Here is a 22296-nt window from a genome sequence, read left to right as displayed (position 1 = left end):
ATCAGTTGGCCACCACGTTCACCAGCTTGCCGGGGACCACGATGACCTTGCGAACGGTCTTGCCTTCGGTAAAGCGCATGACGTTCTCGTTCTCCAGGGCCAGCTTTTCCAGGTCCGCCTTGGCGATATCCGCCGGAACGTCTTCCTTGGCCCGGACCTTGCCGTTGACCTGCAGCACCACCTGGATCTGGCTGCGGACCATCGCCTTCTCATCCGCTTCCGGCCAGGACGCCTGGACCACGGGCTCTTCGTGACCGAGGCTCTGCCAGAGCTGGTGGCAGATGTGCGGAACGATCGGAGACAGCACCAGAACAGCAGTGTCCAGGGCTTCCTGGCGAACCGCGCGGCTCTGGGGATCGTCATCACCCAGCTTGCCGACTTCGTTCAGTAGTTCCATCACGGCAGCGATGGCGGTGTTGAAGGTCAGACGGCGACTGATGTCGTCACTGACCTTGGCAATGGTTTCGTGGGTCTTGCGGCGCAGGTCTTTCTGGGCGTCGTTCAATGCTGCCACGTCCACAGCCGGAGCCGGGCCGCCGGCGGTGTGCTCGTTCACCATCCGCCACAAGCGCTTCAGGAACCGGTGGGCACCCTCGACGCCGCTGTCGGACCATTCCAGGGACTGCTCCGGCGGAGCCGCGAACATCATGAACAGGCGCACGGTATCGGCGCCGAACTCGTCAATGATGGCCTGGGGATCGATGCCGTTATTCTTGGACTTGGACATCTTGGTCACGCCACCGATCTCCACCGGCTCACCGTCGGAAGCCAGGACCGCACGGACCACCTGGCCCTTGCTGTCCCGCTCGACCGTGACATCCGCCGGATTGAACCAGGTCTTGCCACCGTTCTCGTCGTTACGATAGTAGGTCTCTGCCAGCACCATGCCCTGGGTCAGCAGACGCTTGAACGGCTCGGAGCTGTTTACCAAACCTACATCCCGCAGCAGCTTGTGGAAGAAGCGGGCATACAGCAGGTGCAGGATGGCGTGCTCGATACCACCGATGTACTGGTCAACCGGCAGCCAGTAGTTGGCCGCCGCCGGGTCCAGCATGCCCTTGTCGTAGTTGGGGCTGCAGAACCGGGCGTAATACCAGGACGACTCCATGAAGGTGTCGAAGGTATCGGTTTCCAGGGTGGCTGGCTGGCCGTTGTATTCGGTCTTGCACCACTCCGGATCCGCCTTGATCGGGGACTGGACACCGTCCATTTCCACGTCTTCCGGCAGGCGAACCGGCAGGCGGTCATCGGGCACCGGCATTTCGGTGCCGTCTTCCAGGGTCATCATCGGGATCGGCGCGCCCCAGTAGCGCTGGCGGGAAACACCCCAGTCACGCAGGCGGTAGTTGACGGTGCGCTTGCCGATGCAGTTGTCTTCCAGGTACTTCGCGATCTCGTCGAAGGCTTCCTCACTGGTCAGCCCGCTGTACTTGCCGGAAGAAACCAGAGTGCCCTTCTCGGTAAAGGCCTTCTCCTGAACATCGATTTCACGACCATCCAGAGCGGCAATGACCTGCTTGATCGGCAGACGGTATTTCAGGGCAAACTCGTGGTCCCGTTCGTCATGACCCGGTACCGCCATCAGGGCGCCGGTGCCGTAGTCCATCAGTACGAAGTTGGCGATCCACACCGGGATCTCTTCCTGGGTCAGCGGATGGATGGCCTTGAAGCCGGTATCAATGCCCTTCTTCTCCATGGTGGCCAGCTCGGCCTCGGCTACCTTGCTGTTACGGCACTCATCCACGAACTCGGCGACATCACGGTGGCGCTCCGCGGCCTCTTTTGCCAGCGGATGCTCGGCGGCAACCGCCATGTAACTAACGCCCATCAGGGTGTCCGGGCGGGTGGTGTAGACCGTCAGGCCTTCATCACGATCCTTCAGCGGGAATGTCAGCTCGGTACCCTCGGACTTGCCGATCCAGTTCCGCTGCATGGTCTTGACCTGCTCGGGCCAGCCTTCCATCTCTTCCAGATCGTTCAGCAGTTCCTCGGCATAGTCGGTAATGCGGATGAACCACTGGGGAATCTTCTTCTGCTCCACCAGCGCACCAGAGCGCCAGCCCCGGCCGTCAACCACCTGCTCGTTGGCCAGAACGGTCTGGTCCACCGGGTCCCAGTTCACGGTCGACATCTTCTTGTACACCAGGCCCTTTTCATACAGACGGGCAAAGAACCACTGCTCCCAGCGGTAATAATCCGGATCACAGGTGGCCAGCTCCCGGCTCCAGTCATAACCGAAGCCCAGCTGCTTGAGCTGCTTCTTCATGTAATCAATATTTGAGCGGGTCCACTTGGCCGGCGCGGTCTTGTTGGCAATGGCGGCGTTCTCGGCGGGCAGACCGAAAGCATCCCAACCCATGGGCTGCATGACGTTCTTGCCCTGCATGCGCTGGTAGCGGGAAATCACGTCGCCGATGGTGTAGTTGCGGACGTGACCCATGTGCAGCTTTCCGCTTGGGTAGGGGAACATGGAGAGGCAGTAGTACTTGGGCTTGCCCGGCTCTTCCGTCACCTTGAAGGTTTCGTTCTTCTCCCAGAATTCGCGGGCGGTCTGTTCTACTTCACGTGGGTTATATTGTTCGTCCATTCCTGCCATTACCAAAATTACCCTGTGTTCAGATAGAGGTTCGAAGGGGCCGAACATTCTAACGCACACGGGGCTTAACAGGTAGTCTGCCAAATTCCTCTCTATGTGCCAGACTTGTAGTTATGGAGAAGGTTGCTGGGTGGTACGGCTTCCCAGGACACGCCGTGAATACGTCCCTGTAGGCTTGAGTGCAGCATCCATGCTGCACACAGTCCTGGGAAGCCGTACCACCCAGCGCCCCGGACCTCAGCAGTGAATTCATGGAGGCTTGAACGCACGCAGAGAGTTCGGGAGTCAGGGTATGGAGAGCCTCTGCGGGACTGTGCGCAGCATGGATGCTGCGCTCAAGCGTACAGGGATGTATTTACAGCGTGTCCCGCAGAGGCTCTCCATACCCTGGCTCTTGCACCCAAACCCGAAGAAAGGAGCCGACATGACAGAACCAGAACGCAACCACCTATCAGGCAAGGCCCTCGAGGTCTACGACCGGATGCTCGAGCGGGTGCAGACCCGCATGAAAGAACTCCAGGAAACCTCCCTGGACACCCTGGAAGAAGAAATCCAGAAGGCTGTTGAATTCGAGTACGAGCTTGAAGAAATGACCCGGGAAGAGGCCGACCTGCTGGGCGCTTACCTGGAGCGGGACCTGAAACACCTGATGCACTTCGTGGACGAGACCGGCGAAGGCCTGAAAGAGTGGTTGCAGCTGGACATCTCCCTGCTGGAGCACCAGCTGGCAGACAGCCTGCTGTCAGTGGCCGACCAGACCCGGGTCGAAACCCTGGAGCTGAACCAGAAACTCGAGAACGATGACGCCGGCCACTACATCTCCGGCGAGGTGGCCACCGCGGGCATGTTCCGGTGCCTGAACTGTAACCACATGCGCTGCCTGACGGCGACCAGTCATCTGGAGCCGTGTGAGGCGTGTGGCTCGCATTACTATGAGCGGGTTACCAGTCGGTGGCCGCGGAAGACGGAGTAGGGTCGCTAAGACGGGGCCAGAAGCAACTCAGGGGTCTGATGAAAGCCTTCATCTGACCCCATTCTGGCTTCCAACTCGGGGTCAGAAGAACAAGTTTTTCAGACCCCTGTGCCACGCCTAACTCCGGGGTCTGATGAAAGCCTTCATCTGACCCCGTTCTGGCCTCCAACTCGGGGTCAGAAGAACGAGTTCTTCAGACCCCTGTGCCACGTCTAACTCCGGGGTCTGATGAAAGCTTTCATCTGACCCCATCTTCAGGCCGAACTCTTCGGAATCACCCGCTCCCGCACAAACACAATCAGAATCGCCGCCAGGGTCAACACCGGCCAGGACCCCGTCTGCATATACGGCGTGCTCCCCGTGGCGGTAAACACCTCCCCGGTCAGCGTCGCCCGCTCGAACTGCGGTATCCGTTCGGTAATCTGGCCCTTCTCGTCAATGATCGCCGTCACCCCGTTGTTGGTACCACGCAGCATGTAACGGCCGGTTTCGAGGGCGCGCATGCGGGCGATCTGCAGGTGCTGCAGGGGGCCGATGGAGTCGCCGAACCAGCCGTCGTTGCTGATGGTCAGCAGCAGGCCGGCGCCGCGGCTGTTGAAGGCGACGAAATCCGGGTAGGCCACTTCGTAGCAGATAAACGGCATCACGTTGATGCCGTTGGCCGTCAGCGGCTCCTGCCACTCCGGGCCCTTGCTGAAGCTGCTCATGGGCAGGTCGAAGAAGCCGATCAGGCCGCGGAGTACACTTTGCAGCGGCACGTATTCGCCGAAGGGCACCAGCTTCTGCTTGTGATACATACCGCCACCATTGCCGATGGCCATGATGCTGTTGTGGTAGGTAAAGTCTTCGATCCGGTCACTGAAACCGTACCAGGGAATGCCGGTGATCAGGGTGCTGTTTTCCCCAAGCTCTCCGTCAATATGCTCGATGATCTTGCCGGCCTGGTCCTGGGTGATCGGGATGGCGGTTTCCGGCCAGAGAATCAGGTCGGTGTCCCAGTGGTCCTCGGTCAGAGTCAGGTAGGTGACGATCTGGTCCCGGAGGAAGTCTGGGTCCCACTTCACCTGTTGGGGAATATTGCCCTGCATGGCGGCGAAGGTGGTGGGCTGGTCGCTGATCTCGGTCCACTCGATCCGGTTCATGGCCGGAGCAACGATCCAGGGAATCAGGGCAAGGACCAGCACTGCTCCGGATACTATCCGACGCTGACGCAGGAACAGCCAGCCGGCGGCATAGGCCGCAACGCCGGTGACGGTCACCCAGAAGGTAACCCCGTGCACGCCGGTCAAAGGCGCCAGCCCGGCGAGGGGGCCATCGGTGTGGGCGGTGCCGAGGTACAGCCAGGGAAAACCGGTCAGCAGCCAGCCGCGCAGCCAGTCGCCAAGGATCCAGATAGCGGGGAACAGGATCAGCCGTCGTACCGCGCTCTCTTTTGCCAGCTTGCCCCAGAACCAGAACGCCAGGGCGTGGAACAGCGCCAGCCCCATGACAAAGAGTACGGTGAGCAGGATGGCGATCGGAATGGAGGTGTTGCCGTGCTCACTGATGCTGATGTAAACCCAGCTGGCACCGGTGGCGAACAGCCCGAGACCGGTAAACCAGCCGGCCCGGAACAGTTGGCCGGGGGCGGCAGGAATAGTGACCAGGAGAATCAGGAATACCGACACCGGCCCCAACCACCACAGATTGAAGGGTGCGAAGGTCAGGGTCTGGAGGGCACCCGCAACAATGAGGGTGAGGGCGCCCAGCCAGGGAATGCCGTTCAGCGGGGTACTCAGGGTGGTGCGGGTGGCGTTACTGCTCACTTCGGTTTACCTGCAACAGACGAATGACACGGTTATCGGCGTTGGCAATAGTAAACTGCAAGCCACCGAATTCAACCGTTTCACCGCGTCTGGGCAGGTGACCGAATTCTTTCAGAACCACGCCACCGATGGTGTCGAACTCTTCCTCGTCCAGCTCGGTCTGGAAGAATTCGTTGAAATCGTCCACCGGCGTGACCGCCTTGACCGCAAAGGAGCCATCACCCCGGGCCTTGATGTTGGTTTCCTCGTCGAAGTCGTGTTCGTCCTCGATTTCGCCAACAATCTGCTCAAGCACGTCCTCGATGGTGATCAGGCCGGCAGTGCCGCCATACTCGTCCACCACGATGGCCATGTGGTTGCGGTTTTCCTTGAACTCCTTGAGCAGCTGGTTCAGACGCTTGCTCTCGGGCACGAAATTGGGCGGGCGCAGGATCTCGCGGATGCGGTTCCAGTTCAGTTCGTTGTTCATGGCCAGAGGTAGCAGGTCCTTGGCCAACAGAATGCCGATCACATCATCCTGGCTGTCGCCGATGACCGGAAAACGGCTGTGGGCAGAAGAAATGATTTCCCCGAGGAATTCCTTTGGCTCCTGGGAGGCTTTCACGGTGACCATCTGGGAGCGGGGGATCATGATTTCATCGACCCGCATGTCGATCACCTGCATGGCACCTTCGATGATGCTCATCGCATCGACATCGATGATGTTCTGGGACTCCGCGTCCCGCAGGATTTCCAGCACGTCCTCGACGGACTCAGGCCCGCTGGAGAAGGCCTGTGATATACGCTCCAGCCAGGACTTGCTGCCCTGACTGCGACTCGACTGATCGTCGCTCATGAGTCTTGTTCCGTTTCCTCTGCTTCGTAGGGGTTATCGTATCCGAGCTGTTTCATCAGCCGGATCTCGAGGCCTTCCATGACCTCGGCATCTTCATCTTCGATATGGTCGTAGCCCTGCAGGTGTAACATGCCGTGCACCACCATATGGGCCCAATGCGCTTCGATCGTTTTATGCTGTTCGCCGGCCTCTTTTTCAACAACCGGCGCACAAATCACGAGATCTCCCGCCAATGGGACCGTTATACCCGCTGGCGGCTCAAATGGGAAGGACAATACATTGGTCGGTTTGTCCTTGCCACGATACTCGTGATTCAGCTGTTGGCTCTCAAGCGCACCGACAATACGGATCGTCACCTCGGACGGATGCTCGCCCAGCCAGGCCGCCTGTGCCCATTTCTGGAACAGGGCTTCATCGGGCACGCCCTCGCCGTCATAAACGTTCTGGAAATCAACCGTCAGCTCGCTCACTGGCCCGTGGCACTCCCGTCATCAAAGGAATCGTATGCCTCGACAATGCGCTGCACCAGCGGGTGGCGGACCACGTCTTTGGCATCAAAGCGGGTAAAGCCGATACCGGACACCTTGCTCAGCACGTTGGCGGCATGGATCAGCCCGGAATTCTGCCCGCGGGGCAGGTCCACCTGGGTGGTATCTCCGGTAATCACCGCCGTGGAACCAAAACCGATCCGGGTCAGGAACATCTTCATCTGCTCCCGGGTGGTGTTCTGGCTCTCATCCAAAATGATGAACGAATTGTTCAGCGTCCGGCCGCGCATGAACGCGAGCGGCGCAATCTCGATCACGCTCTTCTCGATCAGGCGGGTGACCTGGTCAAAGCCCAGCATTTCATAAAGGGCGTCATAGAGTGGCCGCAGGTACGGGTCTACCTTCTGGGCCAGATCCCCGGGCAGGAAGCCCAGTTTCTCACCGGCTTCCACCGCCGGACGAACCAGCAGGATGCGCTTCACCTGCTCGTCCTTCAGCGCTTCCACCGCGCAGGCCACCGCCAGCCAGGTCTTGCCGGTACCGGCCGGGCCGATACCGAAGTTGATATCGTGGGTGCGGATGTTGTGCACGTACTTCTGCTGGTTCCGGCCCCGGGGCTTGGCGGTCAGCTTGGGTGTCTTGATGACCGTAACCTGGCCTTCGTCATAAGGCACGTCATCCGGGAGGCGCTCAATGCCGGTCTCCCGGATGAACAGGTGCACGGTATCCGGCGGGATATCGTCGGTAGCTTCTGTTTCCCGGTACAGGTGGCGGATGACCTCAACCGCGGCGGCGACGTGTTCGGTCTCGCCCTCGACGCGGAAGTGGTGGCCCCGACGGCCGACTTTTACCTGAAGGCGTTTCTCGATCATCTTCAGGTTTTCATCAAACTGGCCACACAGGGTGGCCAGGCGGCGCTGGTCTACCGGGTGCAGGTCGAATTGTCTTGTATCGTGTGTGTTCAATCTTGCTCCGTTTTTACTCCCCTGGATTCCTGGGGAGTCAGCTGTTCTGAATTTTGGAGTAGGTCCGGGGAGCGGGGCCCCTTTCACAGACACGCTACGAGCACGTCCATGTGCGCTTGTTTCGGGCCGTCCTTGGCCCTCAACAGTCTGTGAAAGGGGCCCCGCTCCCCGGCCGATCTCACTATTTGCAGGCCCGTTGGTTTAAAAACAAGTGGCTCGGGAGTGTTGATCTAAGATGGGGTCAGATGAAAGCTTTCATCTGACCCCTGTTTCACAACATCCGCCCCCGACGGACGGCTTGTTCAGTTCATACCGCCCCAGACTATCCTTGTGATGCCGGAAGGAGGCTGGTTGGAAGGGCTTCCCAAAAATGTGCGGAGCCATGGATGGCGGAGCCCAAGCGTCACAGGGACGTGCCGAAGGAGCGTTTTTTGGGAAGCCCTTCCAGCCAGCCTCCCAACGCCAGGCATCAAACGGATGCGTCCCGAGTTTCAGTGCAGCTCCGAATCCACCGGCACACCCCGCAAAGAATTGGGATAAGCCTCCACTATCTCAACGTCGATAAAGTTCCCAACCACCTCAGGATTCTCATGCCGGAAGTTCACAATACGGTTGTTCTCCGTGCGCCCCGCATACTCCCCGGGATCTTTCTTGGACAGGCCGGTCACCAGGATCCGTTGGGTAGTGCCCACCATCTTGCGGCTGATGTCCATCGCCTGCTGGTTGATCCGCTGTTGCAGAATCGCCAGGCGTTCCTTCTTAACATCCATCGGAGTTTCGTCCGGCAGGTCGGAGGCCGGGGTGCCCGGGCGCGCGCTGTAGACGAAGCTGAAGGACACGTCGAAGCCGATGTCGTTGATCAGCTTCATGGTGTCCTCGAAGTCCTTGTCGGTTTCGCCCGGGAAGCCGACGATGAAGTCGGAGGAGAAGCTGATGTCCGGGCGGATCTTGCGCAGGCGGCGCAGCTTGGACTTGTACTCCAGAGCCGTGTGGCCTCGCTTCATGGCTGCCAGGATACGGTCGGAACCGCTCTGGACCGGCAGGTGCAGGTGGCTGACCAGCTCCGGGACTTTTTCGTAGACGTCGATCAGGGCATCCGAGAATTCCACCGGGTGTGAGGTGGTGTAGCGGATGCGGTCGATGCCGTCGATGGTGGCGATAAGTTCGATCAGCTCGGCCAGGTCCATGACGTCGCCATCGTGGGTCTCGCCGCGGTAGGCGTTAACGTTCTGGCCCAGCAGGTTCACTTCCCGAACGCCCTGACCGGCCAGGTGGGCGACTTCGGCGATCACGTCATCCACCGGGCGGCTGACTTCCTCACCACGGGTATAGGGCACGACGCAGAAGGTGCAGTATTTGCTGCAGCCTTCCATGATGGAGACAAACGCGGACGGGCCGTCGGCGCCGGGCTCCGGCAGGTTGTCGAATTTCTCGATCTCGGGGAAGCTGACGTCCACCACGCCGACGCCGTTACCCTTCATGCGCACTTCGCTGATCATGTCCGGCAGGCGATGCAGGGTTTGCGGGCCGAAGACCATGTCCACGTAGGGGGCCCGGTCGATGATGGCCTGGCCTTCCTGGCTGGCAACGCAGCCGCCGACGCCGATGATCAGTTCGGGTTTCTTGCTCTTGAGGCTTTTCCAGCGGCCAAGCTGGTGGAATACCTTCTCCTGGGCTTTTTCCCGGATGGAGCAGGTGTTCAGCAGCAGGATGTCGGCGTCCTCCGGTGAATCGGTCATTTCGACGGTTTCGCCGGTTTTGAGCAGATCGGCCATGCGGGCAGAGTCGTACTCGTTCATCTGACAGCCGTGGGTTTTGATGTACAGCTTTTTGGCCATGGTTCTCACGTGATCTGGTGAATGTCGCGCCGGGACAGGTGGTTTGTGCGGGGCGCTAGCAAAAAGGAACTGGGTATTATAACGGGGTGATTATTCTTCAACCACCATTGTCTCGGCTTGTCGCTAGTTTCTCTGTGGTATTATCTCCGGGCTCTGTGTTTTGGGTGCATGAAGGGCTTGGCGGTGGGCTTTCCAAAACGCGCTCCTTCGGCACGTCCCTGTGACGCTTGAGCTCCGCCATCCTTGGCTCCGCACAGTTTTGGAAAGCCCACCGCCAAGCCCTTCCCGTACCGCGGAGTAATCCCGTCGGATACGCCCACGAGGTTTCCGGCAAGTATGAATAGATAAACCGACTAAACATGACTCCTGAACGCCTCGCCCGAATCAAACAAACCCTCGACACCCGCCAACCGGATCTCCGGGTCCTGACCGACCAGGTCCATAAACCCCGGAACCTGTCGGCGATCATTCGCTCCTGTGACGCCTTTGGCCTCGCGAACATGCACGTGGTCTGGCCGAAGGAGGGCTTCCGGGCTTTCCGCAAGACGGCCGGCGGCAGTTACAACTGGGTGACCACCCACACTCATCCGACCATGGACGATGCCGTGGCGGACCTGAAAGCGCAGGGGCACAAGCTGTATGCGGCCCAGCTTTCGGACCGGGCAGTGGATTTCCGGGAGGTGGATTATACGGTGCCGTGTACGGTGATCATGGGTAACGAGGTGGATGGGGTCAGCTCATCCGCGGCGGATCAGGCGGATGAGCATATTGTGATTCCGATGATGGGGATGGTGGAGTCCCTGAACGTGTCTTCGGCCTGCGCCATTATCCTCTCCGAGGCCCAGCGGCAGCGGAAGCTGGCGGGGATGTTCGAACAGCGGCGGCTGCCGGATGAGGAGTATAACCGCCTGCTGTTCTGCTGGTGTCAGCCGACGGTGAAGCGCTACTGCGATGACCGCAACCTGCCGTACCCGCCCATCGATCCGGAAACCGGTGAGCTGGTTGACGGGGTAGGGTGGATGAAGGAAGTGCGCAAGCAACGGCATCCCCACCTAGCGTAATGTCGGGGTCTGATGAAAACCTTCATCTGACCCCATCTTCAAACCAGACTCCACCACTAAAACCAGAGTCCGACGCTAAAAAGGGGTCAGAAGAAAGCGTTCTTCAGACCCCGACTTATCCCCGCCCCCGGGGTCTGATGAAAACTTTCATCTGACCCCATCTTTACCCTCAGGGCCCCGGGCCTGCTCCGTCACTCCTCCCGCGCTTCCAGATACCGCTGCAACTGCTCCCGCAACGCCTTCGGCAGCCGGGTAATCGTCAGCGCATCCTTCTCCCGATCATAATAAACCGCCTGATTCACCAGATCTGAGGAAAACGACACACTCATCCCACCACCGGAGCCGGCAATCCTTACCAGTTTCTTCACCTTACGATGGTCCGGATGCAACACCCCGGTTTCCGGGACTTCCGCATTCTGGCTGGCGAATTCCTTGAATCGCTGGGGCTCGTTCTCATCCAGGTAGCCGGACAGGGCCTCAATCTCCACGGGCTCGCCCAGGGCATGCTGTTCCTTGCAGAATTCGTAGGCGCGGGAGCGGACTTCGCCGGCTTTTTCCGGTTCGGAGGTCTTGGCGAAGGCTTCCACGGCGTCCAGAAAGGTCATGGTTTCCTTTTCCACGTCCACGTTGTTGGTGAAGCCGCACAACCGGATGAACAGCTCTCCCGGCTCACCGGTGCCGCGGCCGTGGACGAGGGTGAGGTAGTTTTCACTGCCGTTCTCGCCGAGCCAGTCGTCCAGTTCGATGCGCACGGCCAGGTTCAGGCGAGACAGGCTGAGCACGTCAGTGGCGTCCAGAGCCTGGTTGCCGTCAAAGCGCATGGCGCTGTCGGTCTCGAGGATCAGCAGGTAGACCACCTCGGCATCGGCCAGTGCCTCGTGGACGATCATCAGGTGGCCGTCGAATTCCTCCTGGCAGCCGGTGAGCAGCTCCTGCCACTGGCCGAACAGGCGGTCGGTCATGGCGCCGAAGCTCTGTTTGTCTTCCCGGTAATCCTTGAGCCAGCTGCTGAACGGACAATCGCCCAGGTCTTCGGAGAAACGACCGTACTTCTTGCCCGGTTTGCTGTTGAACAGGCGCTTCATCTGTTTGTGCAGGGCCTCGTAGTCGCCACCGGGTTCCTGCAGGGCCTCGCCACTGTTGAGGCGCGCGGGCTGGCCCGGCTGGTACTGGCTGGCAAAGGCGGTGCGTAGGTGTTTGATGGCCATGCGTGTTGTTCCCCGGTTGATGAACGACAAAGCCCCGAGGGCGGTACGCGCTCGGGGCTGTGCATTGTAGCAACTTGTGGGGGAAAGCGTGGGGGTGAAAATGGGGTCAGAAGAAGGCTTTCTTCAGACCCCTGGGGTTCCGAGGCCACCTGGAGCTCGCGGTGAAGTCGGGGTCAGATGAAAGCTTTCATCTGACCCCTTTTTCAAGGGGTCTGACCTAGAACGGGATACGTTGAAATCGGGGTCAGAAGAAAGCCTTCTTCTGACCCCTGTTTAGATCCGCTTACTCCGAACCAGACCCTGCGCCAGTTCCTGCACCGCCCCCGGAATCTCCTCCGCAGACTCGGCACTCACCGCCGCATTGGCAATATCAGTCCCCAGGTTCACGGCAATCGCAACCAGCCCGTGGGCGGTAAGCAATTGCGCCGTCCGGCGGCGCTCGTCGGCGTCTCCGGCGTTCTCTTCGCTGAGCACCACGGCCGTCTTACCCTGATCGAACAGGGCGCGCTCGACCGCCAGGGCCAGCGCCGGTGCCTGCTTGCCGTTGCAGGCAATAATGACAGGCTTCTGGGCCAGGCGGCGTTCGCGTTCTTCCGCGGTCACCGGATCCAGGGATTCGGAGCCGTCAGCCAGGCCAGCGATCATGCCCGCTCCGACAGTCACGTTGGTCAGCCGGTCGACAACGATGAAGCTGCCGGTGGCGTGGTTACGCTGGTAGGCGTCAAACGCGATCGGCTGGTTCAGGGTCAGCTCGCACAGGCCGATCTCGTTCAGCGCCAACTGGCTCGGGCTGGCCTGTTGCTCCAGAGTGTTCACATCGGTCTGGTGGTGGATCTTCTTGACCGTCCCGGAGGTGAAGGTGGGGCCGAGCTTGATGTCATACAGCCGCCCGGTTTCCAGCGGCGCGTCAGTCATCCACACGATGTTGGCGTTGAACCGGTTGGTCACTTCCGGCTCGTCTTCCACCTTCACCAGCATGTCGCCCCGGCTGACGTCGATTTCGTCTTCCAGCGTCAGGGTGACGGCCTGGTCGATATAGGCTTCCTCGAGCTTGCCATCGAAGGTCACAATGTCCTTTACCTTGCTGGTACGCCTGGAGGGCAGGGCCATGACCTGGTCGCCCGGGCGGATAACGCCGGAGGCGATGGTGCCGCAGAAGCCCCGGAAATCAAGGTCCGGGCGGTTGACGTACTGGACCGGGAAACGGAAGTGCTCCAGGTTCTTGTCCCGGGAGACTTCGACGGTTTCCAGGATTTCCATCAGCGGCTGGCCGGTGAACCAGGGCGTGTTCTCGCTCCTGTTCACCACGTTGTCGCCTTCCAGGGCGGAAATCGGTACGAAACGGATGTCCTTCAGTCCCAGTTTGGCGGCAAAGGCCAGGTAGTCGTCCTTGATTTCGTTGAAGCGCTCTTCGCTGAAATCCACCAGGTCCATCTTGTTCACCGCCACCACGATGTGCCGGATGCCCAGCAGGGAGGCGATGTACGAGTGCCGACGGGTCTGGGTCAGTACCCCGTAGCGGGCGTCGATCATCAGGATCGCCAGCTGTGCCGTGGACGCGCCGGTGGCCATGTTACGGGTGTACTGCTCATGGCCCGGGGTGTCCGCGATGATGAACTTGCGCTTGTCAGTGGAGAAATAGCGATAGGCGACATCAATGGTGATGCCCTGTTCCCGTTCGGCCTGCAGGCCGTCCACCAGCAGGGCGAGGTCCAGCTTCTCGCCGGTGGTACCCATCCTGGCGCTGTCGGTCTTCAGGCTGGCCATGTGATCTTCGTAGATCATCTTGGTGTCGTGCAGCAGCCGCCCGATCAGGGTGCTCTTGCCGTCATCGACGCTGCCACAGGTGAGCAGGCGCAGCAGCTCCTTGTTTTCGTGCTGTTTCAGATAGGCCTGGATGTCTTCGGCGATAAGATCTGAGGTGTGAGACATGCTTGGAACCCTTTTGGGTAAAGTCGGGGTCAGATGAAGGCTCTCATCTGACCCCATTTTCAATTCAACTCCGGGGTCTGAAGAACTCGTTCTTCTGACCCCATCTTCATGATTTCAACTCGGAGTCTGGCGCTAACTTGGGTCAGAAGAACGAGTTCTTCAGACCCCTGGAAGTCGGATCAGGCGTTAAGTCGGGGTCAGATGAAGGCTTTCATCTGACCCCATGTTCAGCTCCTAGAAGTAGCCTTCGCGCTTCTTCTGCTCCATCGAACCCGCGGAGTCATGGTCAATCACCCGACCCTGGCGTTCGGAACTGGTGGCCAGCAACATTTCCTGGATGATCTCAGGCAGGGTGTTTGCTTCGGACTCAATGGCGCCGGTCAGCGGGTAGCAGCCGAGGGTGCGGAAGCGCACCGATTTCATCATCGGCTCTTCACCTTCCTTCAGAGGCATGCGGTCGTCGTCCACCATGATCAGGGTGCCGTCGCGCTCCACCACCGGGCGCTTGGCGGCGTAATACAGGGGTACAATCTCGATGTTCTCGAGATAGATGTACTGCCAGATATCCAGCTCGGTCCAGTTTGAGAGCGGGAACACCCGGATGCTTTCGCCTTTGTTGATCTTGCCGTTGTAGATATTCCACAGCTCGGGGCGCTGGTTCTTGGGGTCCCAACGGTGATGTTCATCCCGGAATGAATAGACCCGTTCCTTGGCGCGGGATTTCTCCTCGTCCCGGCGGGCACCGCCGAACGCGGCGTCGAACTTGTACTTGTCCAGGGCCTGCTTCAGGGACTGGGTCTTCATCACGTCGGTGTGCTTGGCGCTGCCGTGGGTAAACGGGCCGATGCCCTGTTTCACACCTTCCTCATTAATATGCACGATCAGGTCCAGACCATACTCCTTCACCTTGCGATCCCGGAAGTCGATCATGTCCCGGAATTTCCAGGTGGTGTCCACGTGCATCAGGGGGAAGGGGGGCTTGCCCGGATAGAACGCCTTGCGGGCCAGGTGCAGCATCACGGCGGAGTCTTTCCCGATGGAGTAGAGCATCACCGGGTTATCAAACTCGGCGGCCACTTCCCGGATAATGTGGATGCTTTCCGCTTCCAGCTGTTTCAGGTGCGTGAGGTTATATGTGGTCATGATCATCCATTGCCGACGCAGGGCGTCGTAGGTGGCTGTGCAGTTACGTTTTGCAACTATAACAAGCCGGCAATGGCATAAAAAGAAGTGCGACTAGAATATCAAGCTATAAAAATATAGCGTTCATCCGTGTCTTGAGTGGTCCAGAATGGTGCTCTCAAGCCTCTGCAGGCTTGCGGCTGTCGGCCAGGAGTTTCGAGACGTAGCGGTCCAGGTAGTCGAAACCGTTACCTTCGAATTCGGCGAACTGGATGCCGAGATGGAATTCATCCCGCGCAACCCGGCGCATATTCACGATGCTGCCTTCGGCAATAACGGAAACCGGTTGAGTGGGCAACACAGGTACGGCAAACCGGGTTTTTACTGGAATCCAGTGGCCCGGAGCGGGCACTTTCCGGCCGGGTATGAGCTGCTTTACGGTTTCTTCCGTGCAGGAAATCATCACGCCGCTGCGGGAGAGGTTGGCGACCGAACAGGTCAGGCATTCACCATCGGGCTTTTCAATGGTGATTTCCGTCGAGACATCAACGCGCTGCTGGTTGCGCAGGTTGGGTTTTGCGGCTGTTGTTTTCATTCTTACTCTTCTGGCCTGATTGGTCTTAAAAGAGGCTGCCTTTCCCATAAAATCCTTCCAGAAAAAACACTTAAGCGTTCGAGATTCTATGTGTTTAAAATGTGAACAGCAAGACACCTGACGCATATCATGGCAGTTTTGTGAAATCGTTCTGCGTTAGACGTCAAAATTCTGGCACCGGATCCGTAGATTCCACCGGCCCGGCTGCAGTCCGGCGCTGTCGTGGGGTAAACTACGCGCTTTCATTCATTGCAGGGGCGATATGCCGCTCCGGGAATTCCTGTAGACGCTATGACCGACAAAACTGAAACGGCCGCCACCGGCGGCAAAGTAGGCTTCATCAGCCTGGGTTGCCCGAAAGCCCTGGTGGACTCCGAACGCATCCTGACCCAGCTTCGCCTGGACGGCTACGATGTGGTGCCCACCTACGACGATGCCGATATTGTCGTCGTCAACACCTGCGGCTTCATCGACGCGGCCAAGCAGGAATCCCTGGATGCCATCGGCGAGGCCATCAACGAAAACGGCAAAGTCATCGTCACCGGTTGCATGGGCGTGGAAGCGGACAAAATCCGCGAAACCCATCCCGGCGTGCTGGCCGTCTCCGGTCCCCATGCCTATGAAGAGGTCGTTGGCGCCGTTCACCAGTACGTGCCCCCGAAGAAAGAACACGACCCCTTCGTGGACCTGGTTCCGCCCCAGGGCATCAAACTGACCCCGCGGCATTACGCCTACCTGAAGATTTCCGAAGGCTGTAACCACCGCTGCACCTTCTGCATCATCCCGTCCATGCGCGGCGACCTGGTCAGCCGCCCGATCGGGGACGTGATGGACGAGGCCAAGCGCCTGGTAGATGCCGGCGTGAAGGAGTTGCTGGTCATCTCCCAGGACACCTCCGCCTACGGTGTGGATATCAAGTACCGCACCGGTTTCTGGCAGGGTCGTCCGCTGAAGACCAAAATGCAGGCCCTGTGCGAGGCCCTGGGTGAGCTGGGCGTCTGGGTACGCCTGCACTACGTCTACCCATACCCGCACGTGGACGACATCATCCCGCTGATGGCCGAAGGCAAGATCCTGCCGTACCTGGACATCCCGTTCCAGCACGCCAGCCCGAAAGTGCTCAAGGCCATGAAACGCCCGGCCCATGACAGCAAGACCCTGGAGCGCATCAGGAAGTGGCGGGAAATCTGCCCGGAACTGACCATCCGTTCCACCTTCATTGTCGGCTTCCCGGGCGAAACCGAGGAAGATTTCCAGTACCTGCTGGATTGGCTCGACGAAGCCCAGCTCGACCGCGTGGGTGCGTTTACCTACAGCCCGGTGGAAGGTGCCAGGGCCAACGAACTGGAAGGTGCGGTTCCGGAGGATGTAAAAGAAGAGCGCCTGGCCCGTTTCATGGCCAAGCAGGCCGAGATTTCAGCGGCCCGTCTGCAGGCCAAAATCGGCAAGACCATCGACGTTCTCATCGACGAAGTCGACGAGGAAGGCGCCATCGGCCGCTCCAAGGCGGATGCTCCGGAGATCGACGGCATGGTTTACCTTAACGGCGAGACTGACTTGGCGCCCGGTCAGATCGTCCAGGCCGTTGTGGAGCATGCTGACGAGCACGACCTTTGGGCCAACTTGGTATAGTTGGCCTCGGGCTGGGCTCCTAGCCTTCTGGTTTTGCGGGAGGGCCTTGGCGGGCGGTGCCTCCCAAAAACCGCTACGAGCACCCCTCCGGGGTCCTGCCAGCAATCACAGATTGCTGTCGCTCAGCCGCACACGAAGCTTCGCTTCATAAACGTTTGCTTCGCCCATGTGCGCTTGTTTCAGGCCATCCTTGGCCTTCAACATTTTTGGGAGGCACCGCCCGCCAAGGCCTCGCAACTTTCAGTGATAGTCAGCATTTCATAATGCCGTAGAGAAATTGAGCCGCCTTCGCTGGCATGATTTTCGGGACTATCACTCTGAATTTGGTAAGCGCGGGTGGGGCAGGCCTTCCAAAACTGTGCGGAGCCATGGATGGCGGAGCTCAAGCGTCACAGGGACGTGCCGAAGGAGCGGGTTTTGGAAGGCCTGCCCCACCCGTGCGATACCCCCAAACCAGAAAGGCCAGGGCCGCAGCAAGAAACCACGACCCAGAGCCAGCAGATTACCCCCCAAGCTTCTCAACAAGAATCTCGTTAAAGAGCTTCGGGTTCCCCTGACCTTTAGAGGCTTTCATCAATGGCCCCATAAAGCCACCAAGCATCTTCTTGCGCTTCTTGGGATCTTCCTCATTCTGGTACTGGGCCACCTGATCCGGCATGCCCGCCAGAACCTCGTCTACCATGGCCTCCAGGGCACCGGTGTCAGACACCTGCTTCAGACCCTTGGCATCAATGATGGCGTCCACATTGTCATTCTCGCCGGTCCAAAGCGCCTCGAATACCTTCTTTGCGCCAGCGGAAGAAACCGTGTTATCGGCAATGCGCACCACCAGATCGCCCAGCTGAGCCCCGGTAATCGGTGATTCGGCGACTGTCTTCTCTTCCGCGTTCAGGCGGGCCGAAAACTCGCCCTGGATCCAGTTGGCGGCCAGTTTTGCATCCTTGCCGTGCTCAACCGTTTCCTCGAAGAACGCAGCCAGCTTCGCGTCACCGGATAGCAGTCCGGCGTCGTAGTCGTTCAGGCCGTACTGCTCCTTGAAACGGGCCTTGCGGGCGTCCGGCAGTTCCGGCAGACGTTGGCGGGCGTCTTCGATGAAGTCATCGTCAATCACCACCGGCAACAGATCCGGGCAGGGGAAGTAACGATAGTCGTTGGCTTCCTCTTTGGTCCGCATGGACCGGGACTCGTCGCGGTCGCCGTTGTACAGGCGGGTTTCCTGGATGATGCGGCCGCCGTCTTCCAGGATGTCCATCTGCCGCTCCACCTCATGGGCGATGGCCTGTTCCATGAACCGGAACGAGTTCAGGTTCTTGGTCTCGGTGCGGGTGCCGAGCTGGTCGGAGCCCTTGGGCTTGAGGGAGATGTTGACGTCAAAACGCATGGAGCCCTGGGACATATCGCCGTCGCAGATGCCCAGGGAGGTCACGATGCTGTGCAGCTTTTTCGCGAACGCGACCGCTTCCTCGGCGCTGTTCATATCCGGCTCGGTGACCACCTCGATCAGCGGCGTGCCGGCCCGGTTCAGGTCGATGCCGGACATGCCGTGGCCGAGCTCGTCAAAAAAAGTTTCGTGCAGGGACTTGCCGGCGTCCTCTTCCAGGTGGGCGTGATGAATACGCACCCGCTTGGTCTCGCCGTTGGCCAGGTCCACATCCACATACCCGGGGCCGACAATCGGCTGCTCCAGCTGGGTGGTCTGGTAGCCCTTGGGCAGGTCCGGGTAGAAGTAGTTCTTGCGCTCGAAGACCGAGCGGCGGCCGATTTCGGCGTTCACCGCCAGGCCGAACATCACCGCGTAGCGGAAGGCGTTCTCGTTCGGTACCGGCAGGGTGCCCGGCATGGCCAGGTCAACGGCGTTGGCCTGGGTGTTGGGCTCGGCACCGTAAGCGGTGCTGGAGCCGGAAAAGATCTTGGTTTGGGTGGCGAGCTGAACGTGAATTTCCAGCCCGATCACGATATCCCACTGCATGTGTTCGTCTCCTCTCTCGGGCTTATTTCGGTTCACGCTGGTGCCAGTCGGTCACCTGCTGGAACTGGTGGGCGGCATTCAGCAGCCGGGCTTCGGCAAAGTAGTCACCGATGATCTGCAGGCCAACCGGCAACCCGTCGACAAAACCGGCCGGCACGGACATGGCCGGCAGCCCCGCGAGGTTGATCGCGATGGTGAAAATGTCCTCCAGATACATGGTGACCGGATCGTTGGTCTTTTCACCCTGAACGAATGCCGGAGACGGGGAGGTGGGGCTCATCAGCACATCCACTTCCTTGAAGGCATTGGCGAAATCCTGCTGGATGAGCCGCCGTACCTTCTGGGCCTTCAGGTAATAGGCATCGTAGTAACCGTGGGAGAGGGCATAGGTGCCCACCAGGATCCGGCGCTTCACCTCGGCCCCGAAACCTTCGGCGCGGGTCCGGGTATACATGTCCATCAGATCCTTCGGATCCTCGCAGCGGTAGCCATAGCGCACACCGTCAAACCGGGACAGGTTGGCGGAGGCCTCCGCCGGCGCGATCACGTAATAGGCCGCAATCGCCAGCTTCGCGTTCGGCAGGGATACTTCCTTCACCGTCGCGCCCAGCTTCTCGTATTCCTTCACCGCATTGCGAACCTGCTCCTCCATCGCCGGAGACAGCTGGTCGGTAAAGTATTCCTTCGGCAGCCCGATCTTCAGGCCTTTCAATGGCTCGTTTAGGGTGGCGGTGTAATCCGGCACCTCCCGATCGATGGACGTGGAATCCTTCGGATCAAATCCCGCCATCACGTTCAGCATCAGCGCGTTGTCCTCGGCGGTGCGCGCCATCGAGCCGCCCTGGTCCAGGGAAGAGGCAAAGGCAATCATGCCGTAACGGGACACCCGGCCATAGGTCGGCTTCAGGCCGGTCACACCACACAATGCCGCCGGCTGGCGAATCGAACCGCCGGTATCGGTTGCCGTAGCTGCCGGCACCAGACGCGCCGCCACCGCCGCCGCTGAACCACCGGACGAACCACCCGGCACCCGCTTCTCACCGGAAGACAGGCCCCACGGGTTGGTCACGGCACCAAAATAGCTGGACTCGTTGGACGAGCCCATGGCGAATTCGTCCATATTGGTCTTGCCCAGACACACCGCGCCGGCCTGCCGGAACTTCTCGGTCACCGTCGCATCGTACGGCGGCACGAAGTTCTCCAGCATCTTCGAGCCACAGGTGGTGCGAACGCCGTTGGTACAGAAAATGTCCTTGTGGGCAAAAGGCACCCCGGTCCAGGCCGTCGCCTTGCCAGCAGCCCGCAGCTCATCAGCCGCTTTGGCCTCGGCCAGCGCCTGCTCTTCGGTGATGGTAATAAAGCTGTTGTACTTGCCGTCTTCCTGCTTAAGACGGTCCAGGAACTGCTGGGTCAGCTCCACACTGGAGATCTTGCCGCTTTCCAGTTCTCGGGAAAGCTCTGCTACAGACTTGTTATGCATGATGAATCCTGAAATCGCTGGTCGTCAGATGGTCCGATGATTGATTCCCGCCCGGGGTCACTCAATAACCTTCGGAACCAGATACAGACCGTCCTCGGTCGCCGGCGCGATCGCCTGGAACGCCTCCCGCTGATTGGTCTCGGTCACCTCATCCGGCCGCAACCGCTGAACCGCATCCAGCGGATGCGCCATCGGCTCCACGGAATCGGTATCTGCGGCACTCAGCTGATCCACCAGATCCAGAATGTTGCCCAGATCCTTCTCCAGTGCCGAAACCTGCTCGTCGTCCACCTTGATGCGGGCGAGCACGGCAACTTTTTCAATGTCCTCGCGGGAAATGCTCACGTGGCCTCCAGTCTGTGAAGATTATTTAATGAAAAGTCGAGTCGGTGCCTGTGCTTCCGGGTTGAAGGCAACTCACAAGCCCGGGAATGCTTGGGGGACGGCTTTCCAAAACTGTGCGGAGCCATGGATGGCGGAGCCCAAGCGTCACAGGGACGTGCCGAAGGAGCGTGTTTTGGAAAGCCGTCCCCCAAGCATTCTTGCACCAGGCCCTGAGGGCCTTTTCACCGAAGTCAGAATCAATCGACTATGGTAACAGATTCGAACAATCGCGGGAGGGCCTGAAACAATTCGGAAAATGTGACAATGGTAAGGCTGGGGCCCCGATGGCGCCTTGCCTGAGTAGGTGCTCACTGCTAAAGTTGCCGCATTCTTTTCGCAACCGCAACTCTCAGGTTGAAACTACACGAATGTTGATCAAAAGACTCCGAGGCATCTTCTCCAGCGACCTGTCCATCGACCTGGGCACCGCAAACACCCTTATATATGTGCGAGAGCGGGGTATCGTCCTGAACGAGCCATCCGTGGTTGCCATCCGCACGAGTGGTTCCCAGAAAATGGTCGCCGCCGTCGGCTCCGAAGCCAAGCGCATGCTCGGCCGTACACCGGGCAACATCACCGCCATCCGCCCCATGAAAGATGGTGTGATCGCCGACTTCGTCGTCACCGAAAAAATGCTCCAGCACTTCATCCACAAAGTGCACGAGAACAGCTTCATCACCCCGAGCCCGCGCGTGCTCGTGTGTGTGCCCAGCAAATCCACCCAGGTGGAACGCAAGGCCATCCGTGAATCCGCACTCGGCGCCGGCGCCCGGGAAGTATTCCTGATCGAAGAGCCGATGGCCGCCGCCATCGGTGCCGGCCTGCCGGTTGAAGAAGCCAGCGGCTCCATGATCGTCGACATCGGCGGTGGTACCACCGAAATCGCCATCATCTCCCTGAACGGCATCGTCTACGCCGAATCCGTACGGGTCGGTGGTGACAAGTTCGACGAAGCCATCGTCACCTACGTGCGCCGCAACTACGGCAGCCTCATCGGTGACTCCACCGCCGAGCGCATCAAGCACGAGATCGGCTGTGCCTACGAAGGCCTGGAAGTCCGCGAGATCGACGTGCGCGGCCGCAACCTGGCCGAAGGCGTGCCCCGGGCCTTCACCCTGAACAGCGAAGAGATTCTCGACGCCCTGCAGGAATCCCTGGCCCAGATCGTCCAGACCGTCAAGAGCGCCCTGGAACAGTCGCCCCCCGAACTGGCCTCCGACATCGCCGAGCGCGGCATCGTGCTGACCGGCGGCGGCGCCCTGCTGCGTGGACTGGACAAACTCATCAGTGAAGAGACCGGTCTGCCGGTGATCATCGCCGAGGACCCGCTGACCTGCGTCGCCCGGGGTGGCGGTAAGGCACTGGAAGTCATTGATCGCGGTGGCATCGGAATGTTCTCCCAGGAGGGCTAAG

At 59.8% G+C, this 22296-nt stretch carries 17 protein-coding genes; 4 read left to right on the top strand and 13 right to left on the bottom strand.

Features of this window, described 5'->3' with window-relative positions; translation table 11 throughout:
* Window position 1 precedes the first annotated feature (1 nt).
* Window positions 2–2587 carry a leucine--tRNA ligase gene (gene leuS / locus BM254_RS07380; RefSeq protein ID WP_092002178.1) on the bottom strand — a complete coding sequence of 862 codons (2586 nt, stop codon included), beginning with the start codon at window positions 2585–2587 and terminating at the stop codon, window positions 2–4.
* A 433-nt stretch (window positions 2588–3020) separates the two neighbouring features.
* On the opposite strand from leuS, the gene BM254_RS07375 reads away from it, so the two are divergent.
* On the top strand, window positions 3021–3569 hold the full coding sequence (locus BM254_RS07375; RefSeq protein ID WP_092001037.1) for a zinc ribbon-containing protein: 549 nt from the start codon (window positions 3021–3023) through the stop codon (window positions 3567–3569).
* Window positions 3570–3823: 254 nt separating this feature from the next.
* On the opposite strand, the gene lnt is transcribed toward BM254_RS07375, so the two are convergent.
* The 5 genes from lnt to miaB all read right to left on the bottom strand — a co-directional run bounded on the left by lnt (window position 3824) and on the right by miaB (window position 9500).
* Window positions 3824–5374, bottom strand: a complete 1551-nt coding sequence (lnt, locus tag BM254_RS07370; RefSeq protein WP_092001033.1) for an apolipoprotein N-acyltransferase — start codon at window positions 5372–5374, stop codon at window positions 3824–3826.
* Window positions 5364–6209, bottom strand: a complete 846-nt coding sequence (locus BM254_RS07365; protein ID WP_092001030.1) for a CorC family transporter — start codon at window positions 6207–6209, stop codon at window positions 5364–5366. Before BM254_RS07365 ends, lnt begins: the two co-directional genes overlap by 11 nt.
* Entirely contained in the window at window positions 6206–6679 is a 474-nt protein-coding gene (ybeY, locus tag BM254_RS07360) for an rRNA maturation RNase YbeY (protein ID WP_092001027.1), read from the bottom strand. The genes BM254_RS07365 and ybeY overlap by 4 nt, the downstream gene beginning before the upstream one ends.
* A complete protein-coding gene (locus BM254_RS07355) occupies window positions 6676–7662 on the bottom strand; it encodes a PhoH family protein (protein WP_092001024.1) in 987 nt (328 codons plus the stop codon). Before BM254_RS07355 ends, ybeY begins: the two co-directional genes overlap by 4 nt.
* A gap of 491 nt (window positions 7663–8153) precedes the next feature.
* The gene (miaB, locus tag BM254_RS07350; RefSeq protein ID WP_092001021.1) at window positions 8154–9500 is read right to left on the bottom strand and encodes a tRNA (N6-isopentenyl adenosine(37)-C2)-methylthiotransferase MiaB; all 1347 of its coding nucleotides are present in this window, start codon (window positions 9498–9500) and stop codon (window positions 8154–8156) included.
* Between the two features lie 359 nt (window positions 9501–9859).
* Between miaB and trmH the strand changes: the two genes are divergently transcribed.
* Window positions 9860–10561 (top strand): tRNA (guanosine(18)-2'-O)-methyltransferase TrmH, encoded by a 702-nt coding sequence (trmH, locus tag BM254_RS07345; RefSeq protein WP_092001017.1) that lies wholly within the window; start codon window positions 9860–9862, stop codon window positions 10559–10561.
* 191 nt (window positions 10562–10752) lie between these two features.
* Here trmH and BM254_RS07340 read toward each other — a convergent pair whose 3' ends face one another.
* The 4 genes from BM254_RS07340 to BM254_RS07325 form a co-directional block, all read right to left on the bottom strand.
* Entirely contained in the window at window positions 10753–11769 is a 1017-nt protein-coding gene (locus BM254_RS07340) for a nucleoid-associated protein (RefSeq protein WP_092001014.1), read from the bottom strand.
* 273 nt (window positions 11770–12042) lie between these two features.
* Window positions 12043–13701, bottom strand: coding sequence for a sulfate adenylyltransferase subunit CysN (cysN, locus tag BM254_RS07335; protein ID WP_092001012.1), 1659 nt, complete (start codon window positions 13699–13701; stop codon window positions 12043–12045).
* 234 nt (window positions 13702–13935) lie between these two features.
* On the bottom strand, window positions 13936–14850 hold the full coding sequence (gene cysD, locus BM254_RS07330; RefSeq protein WP_342714226.1) for a sulfate adenylyltransferase subunit CysD: 915 nt from the start codon (window positions 14848–14850) through the stop codon (window positions 13936–13938).
* 151 nt (window positions 14851–15001) lie between these two features.
* On the bottom strand, window positions 15002–15418 hold the full coding sequence (locus BM254_RS07325) for a PilZ domain-containing protein (RefSeq protein ID WP_092001006.1): 417 nt from the start codon (window positions 15416–15418) through the stop codon (window positions 15002–15004).
* 291 nt (window positions 15419–15709) lie between these two features.
* Between BM254_RS07325 and rimO the strand changes: the two genes are divergently transcribed.
* Complete coding sequence (gene rimO / locus BM254_RS07320; RefSeq protein WP_092001003.1) at window positions 15710–17050, top strand: 30S ribosomal protein S12 methylthiotransferase RimO; 1341 nt, start codon at window positions 15710–15712, stop codon at window positions 17048–17050.
* Between the two features lie 502 nt (window positions 17051–17552).
* Here rimO and gatB read toward each other — a convergent pair.
* The 3 genes from gatB to gatC are packed head-to-tail and all read right to left on the bottom strand — an operon-like array spanning window position 17553 to window position 20844.
* On the bottom strand, window positions 17553–19019 hold the full coding sequence (gatB, locus tag BM254_RS07315) for an Asp-tRNA(Asn)/Glu-tRNA(Gln) amidotransferase subunit GatB (RefSeq protein WP_092001000.1): 1467 nt from the start codon (window positions 19017–19019) through the stop codon (window positions 17553–17555).
* Window positions 19020–19041: 22 nt separating this feature from the next.
* The gene (gene gatA, locus BM254_RS07310; protein ID WP_092000997.1) at window positions 19042–20499 is read right to left on the bottom strand and encodes an Asp-tRNA(Asn)/Glu-tRNA(Gln) amidotransferase subunit GatA; all 1458 of its coding nucleotides are present in this window, start codon (window positions 20497–20499) and stop codon (window positions 19042–19044) included.
* A 57-nt stretch (window positions 20500–20556) separates the two neighbouring features.
* Window positions 20557–20844 carry an Asp-tRNA(Asn)/Glu-tRNA(Gln) amidotransferase subunit GatC gene (gene gatC, locus BM254_RS07305; RefSeq protein ID WP_092000994.1) on the bottom strand — a complete coding sequence of 96 codons (288 nt, stop codon included), beginning with the start codon at window positions 20842–20844 and terminating at the stop codon, window positions 20557–20559.
* Between the two features lie 410 nt (window positions 20845–21254).
* On the opposite strand from gatC, the gene BM254_RS07300 reads away from it, so the two are divergent.
* The gene (locus tag BM254_RS07300; protein WP_092002175.1) at window positions 21255–22295 is read left to right on the top strand and encodes a rod shape-determining protein; all 1041 of its coding nucleotides are present in this window, start codon (window positions 21255–21257) and stop codon (window positions 22293–22295) included.
* The last annotated feature ends 1 nt before the right edge of the window (window position 22296 follow it).

Source organism: Marinobacter pelagius (assembly GCF_900114925.1).
GTDB lineage: Bacteria > Pseudomonadota > Gammaproteobacteria > Pseudomonadales > Oleiphilaceae > Marinobacter > Marinobacter pelagius.
Note: the sequence above shows the minus strand (reverse complement) of the source record. Positions and strands in the feature narration are given on the sequence as shown.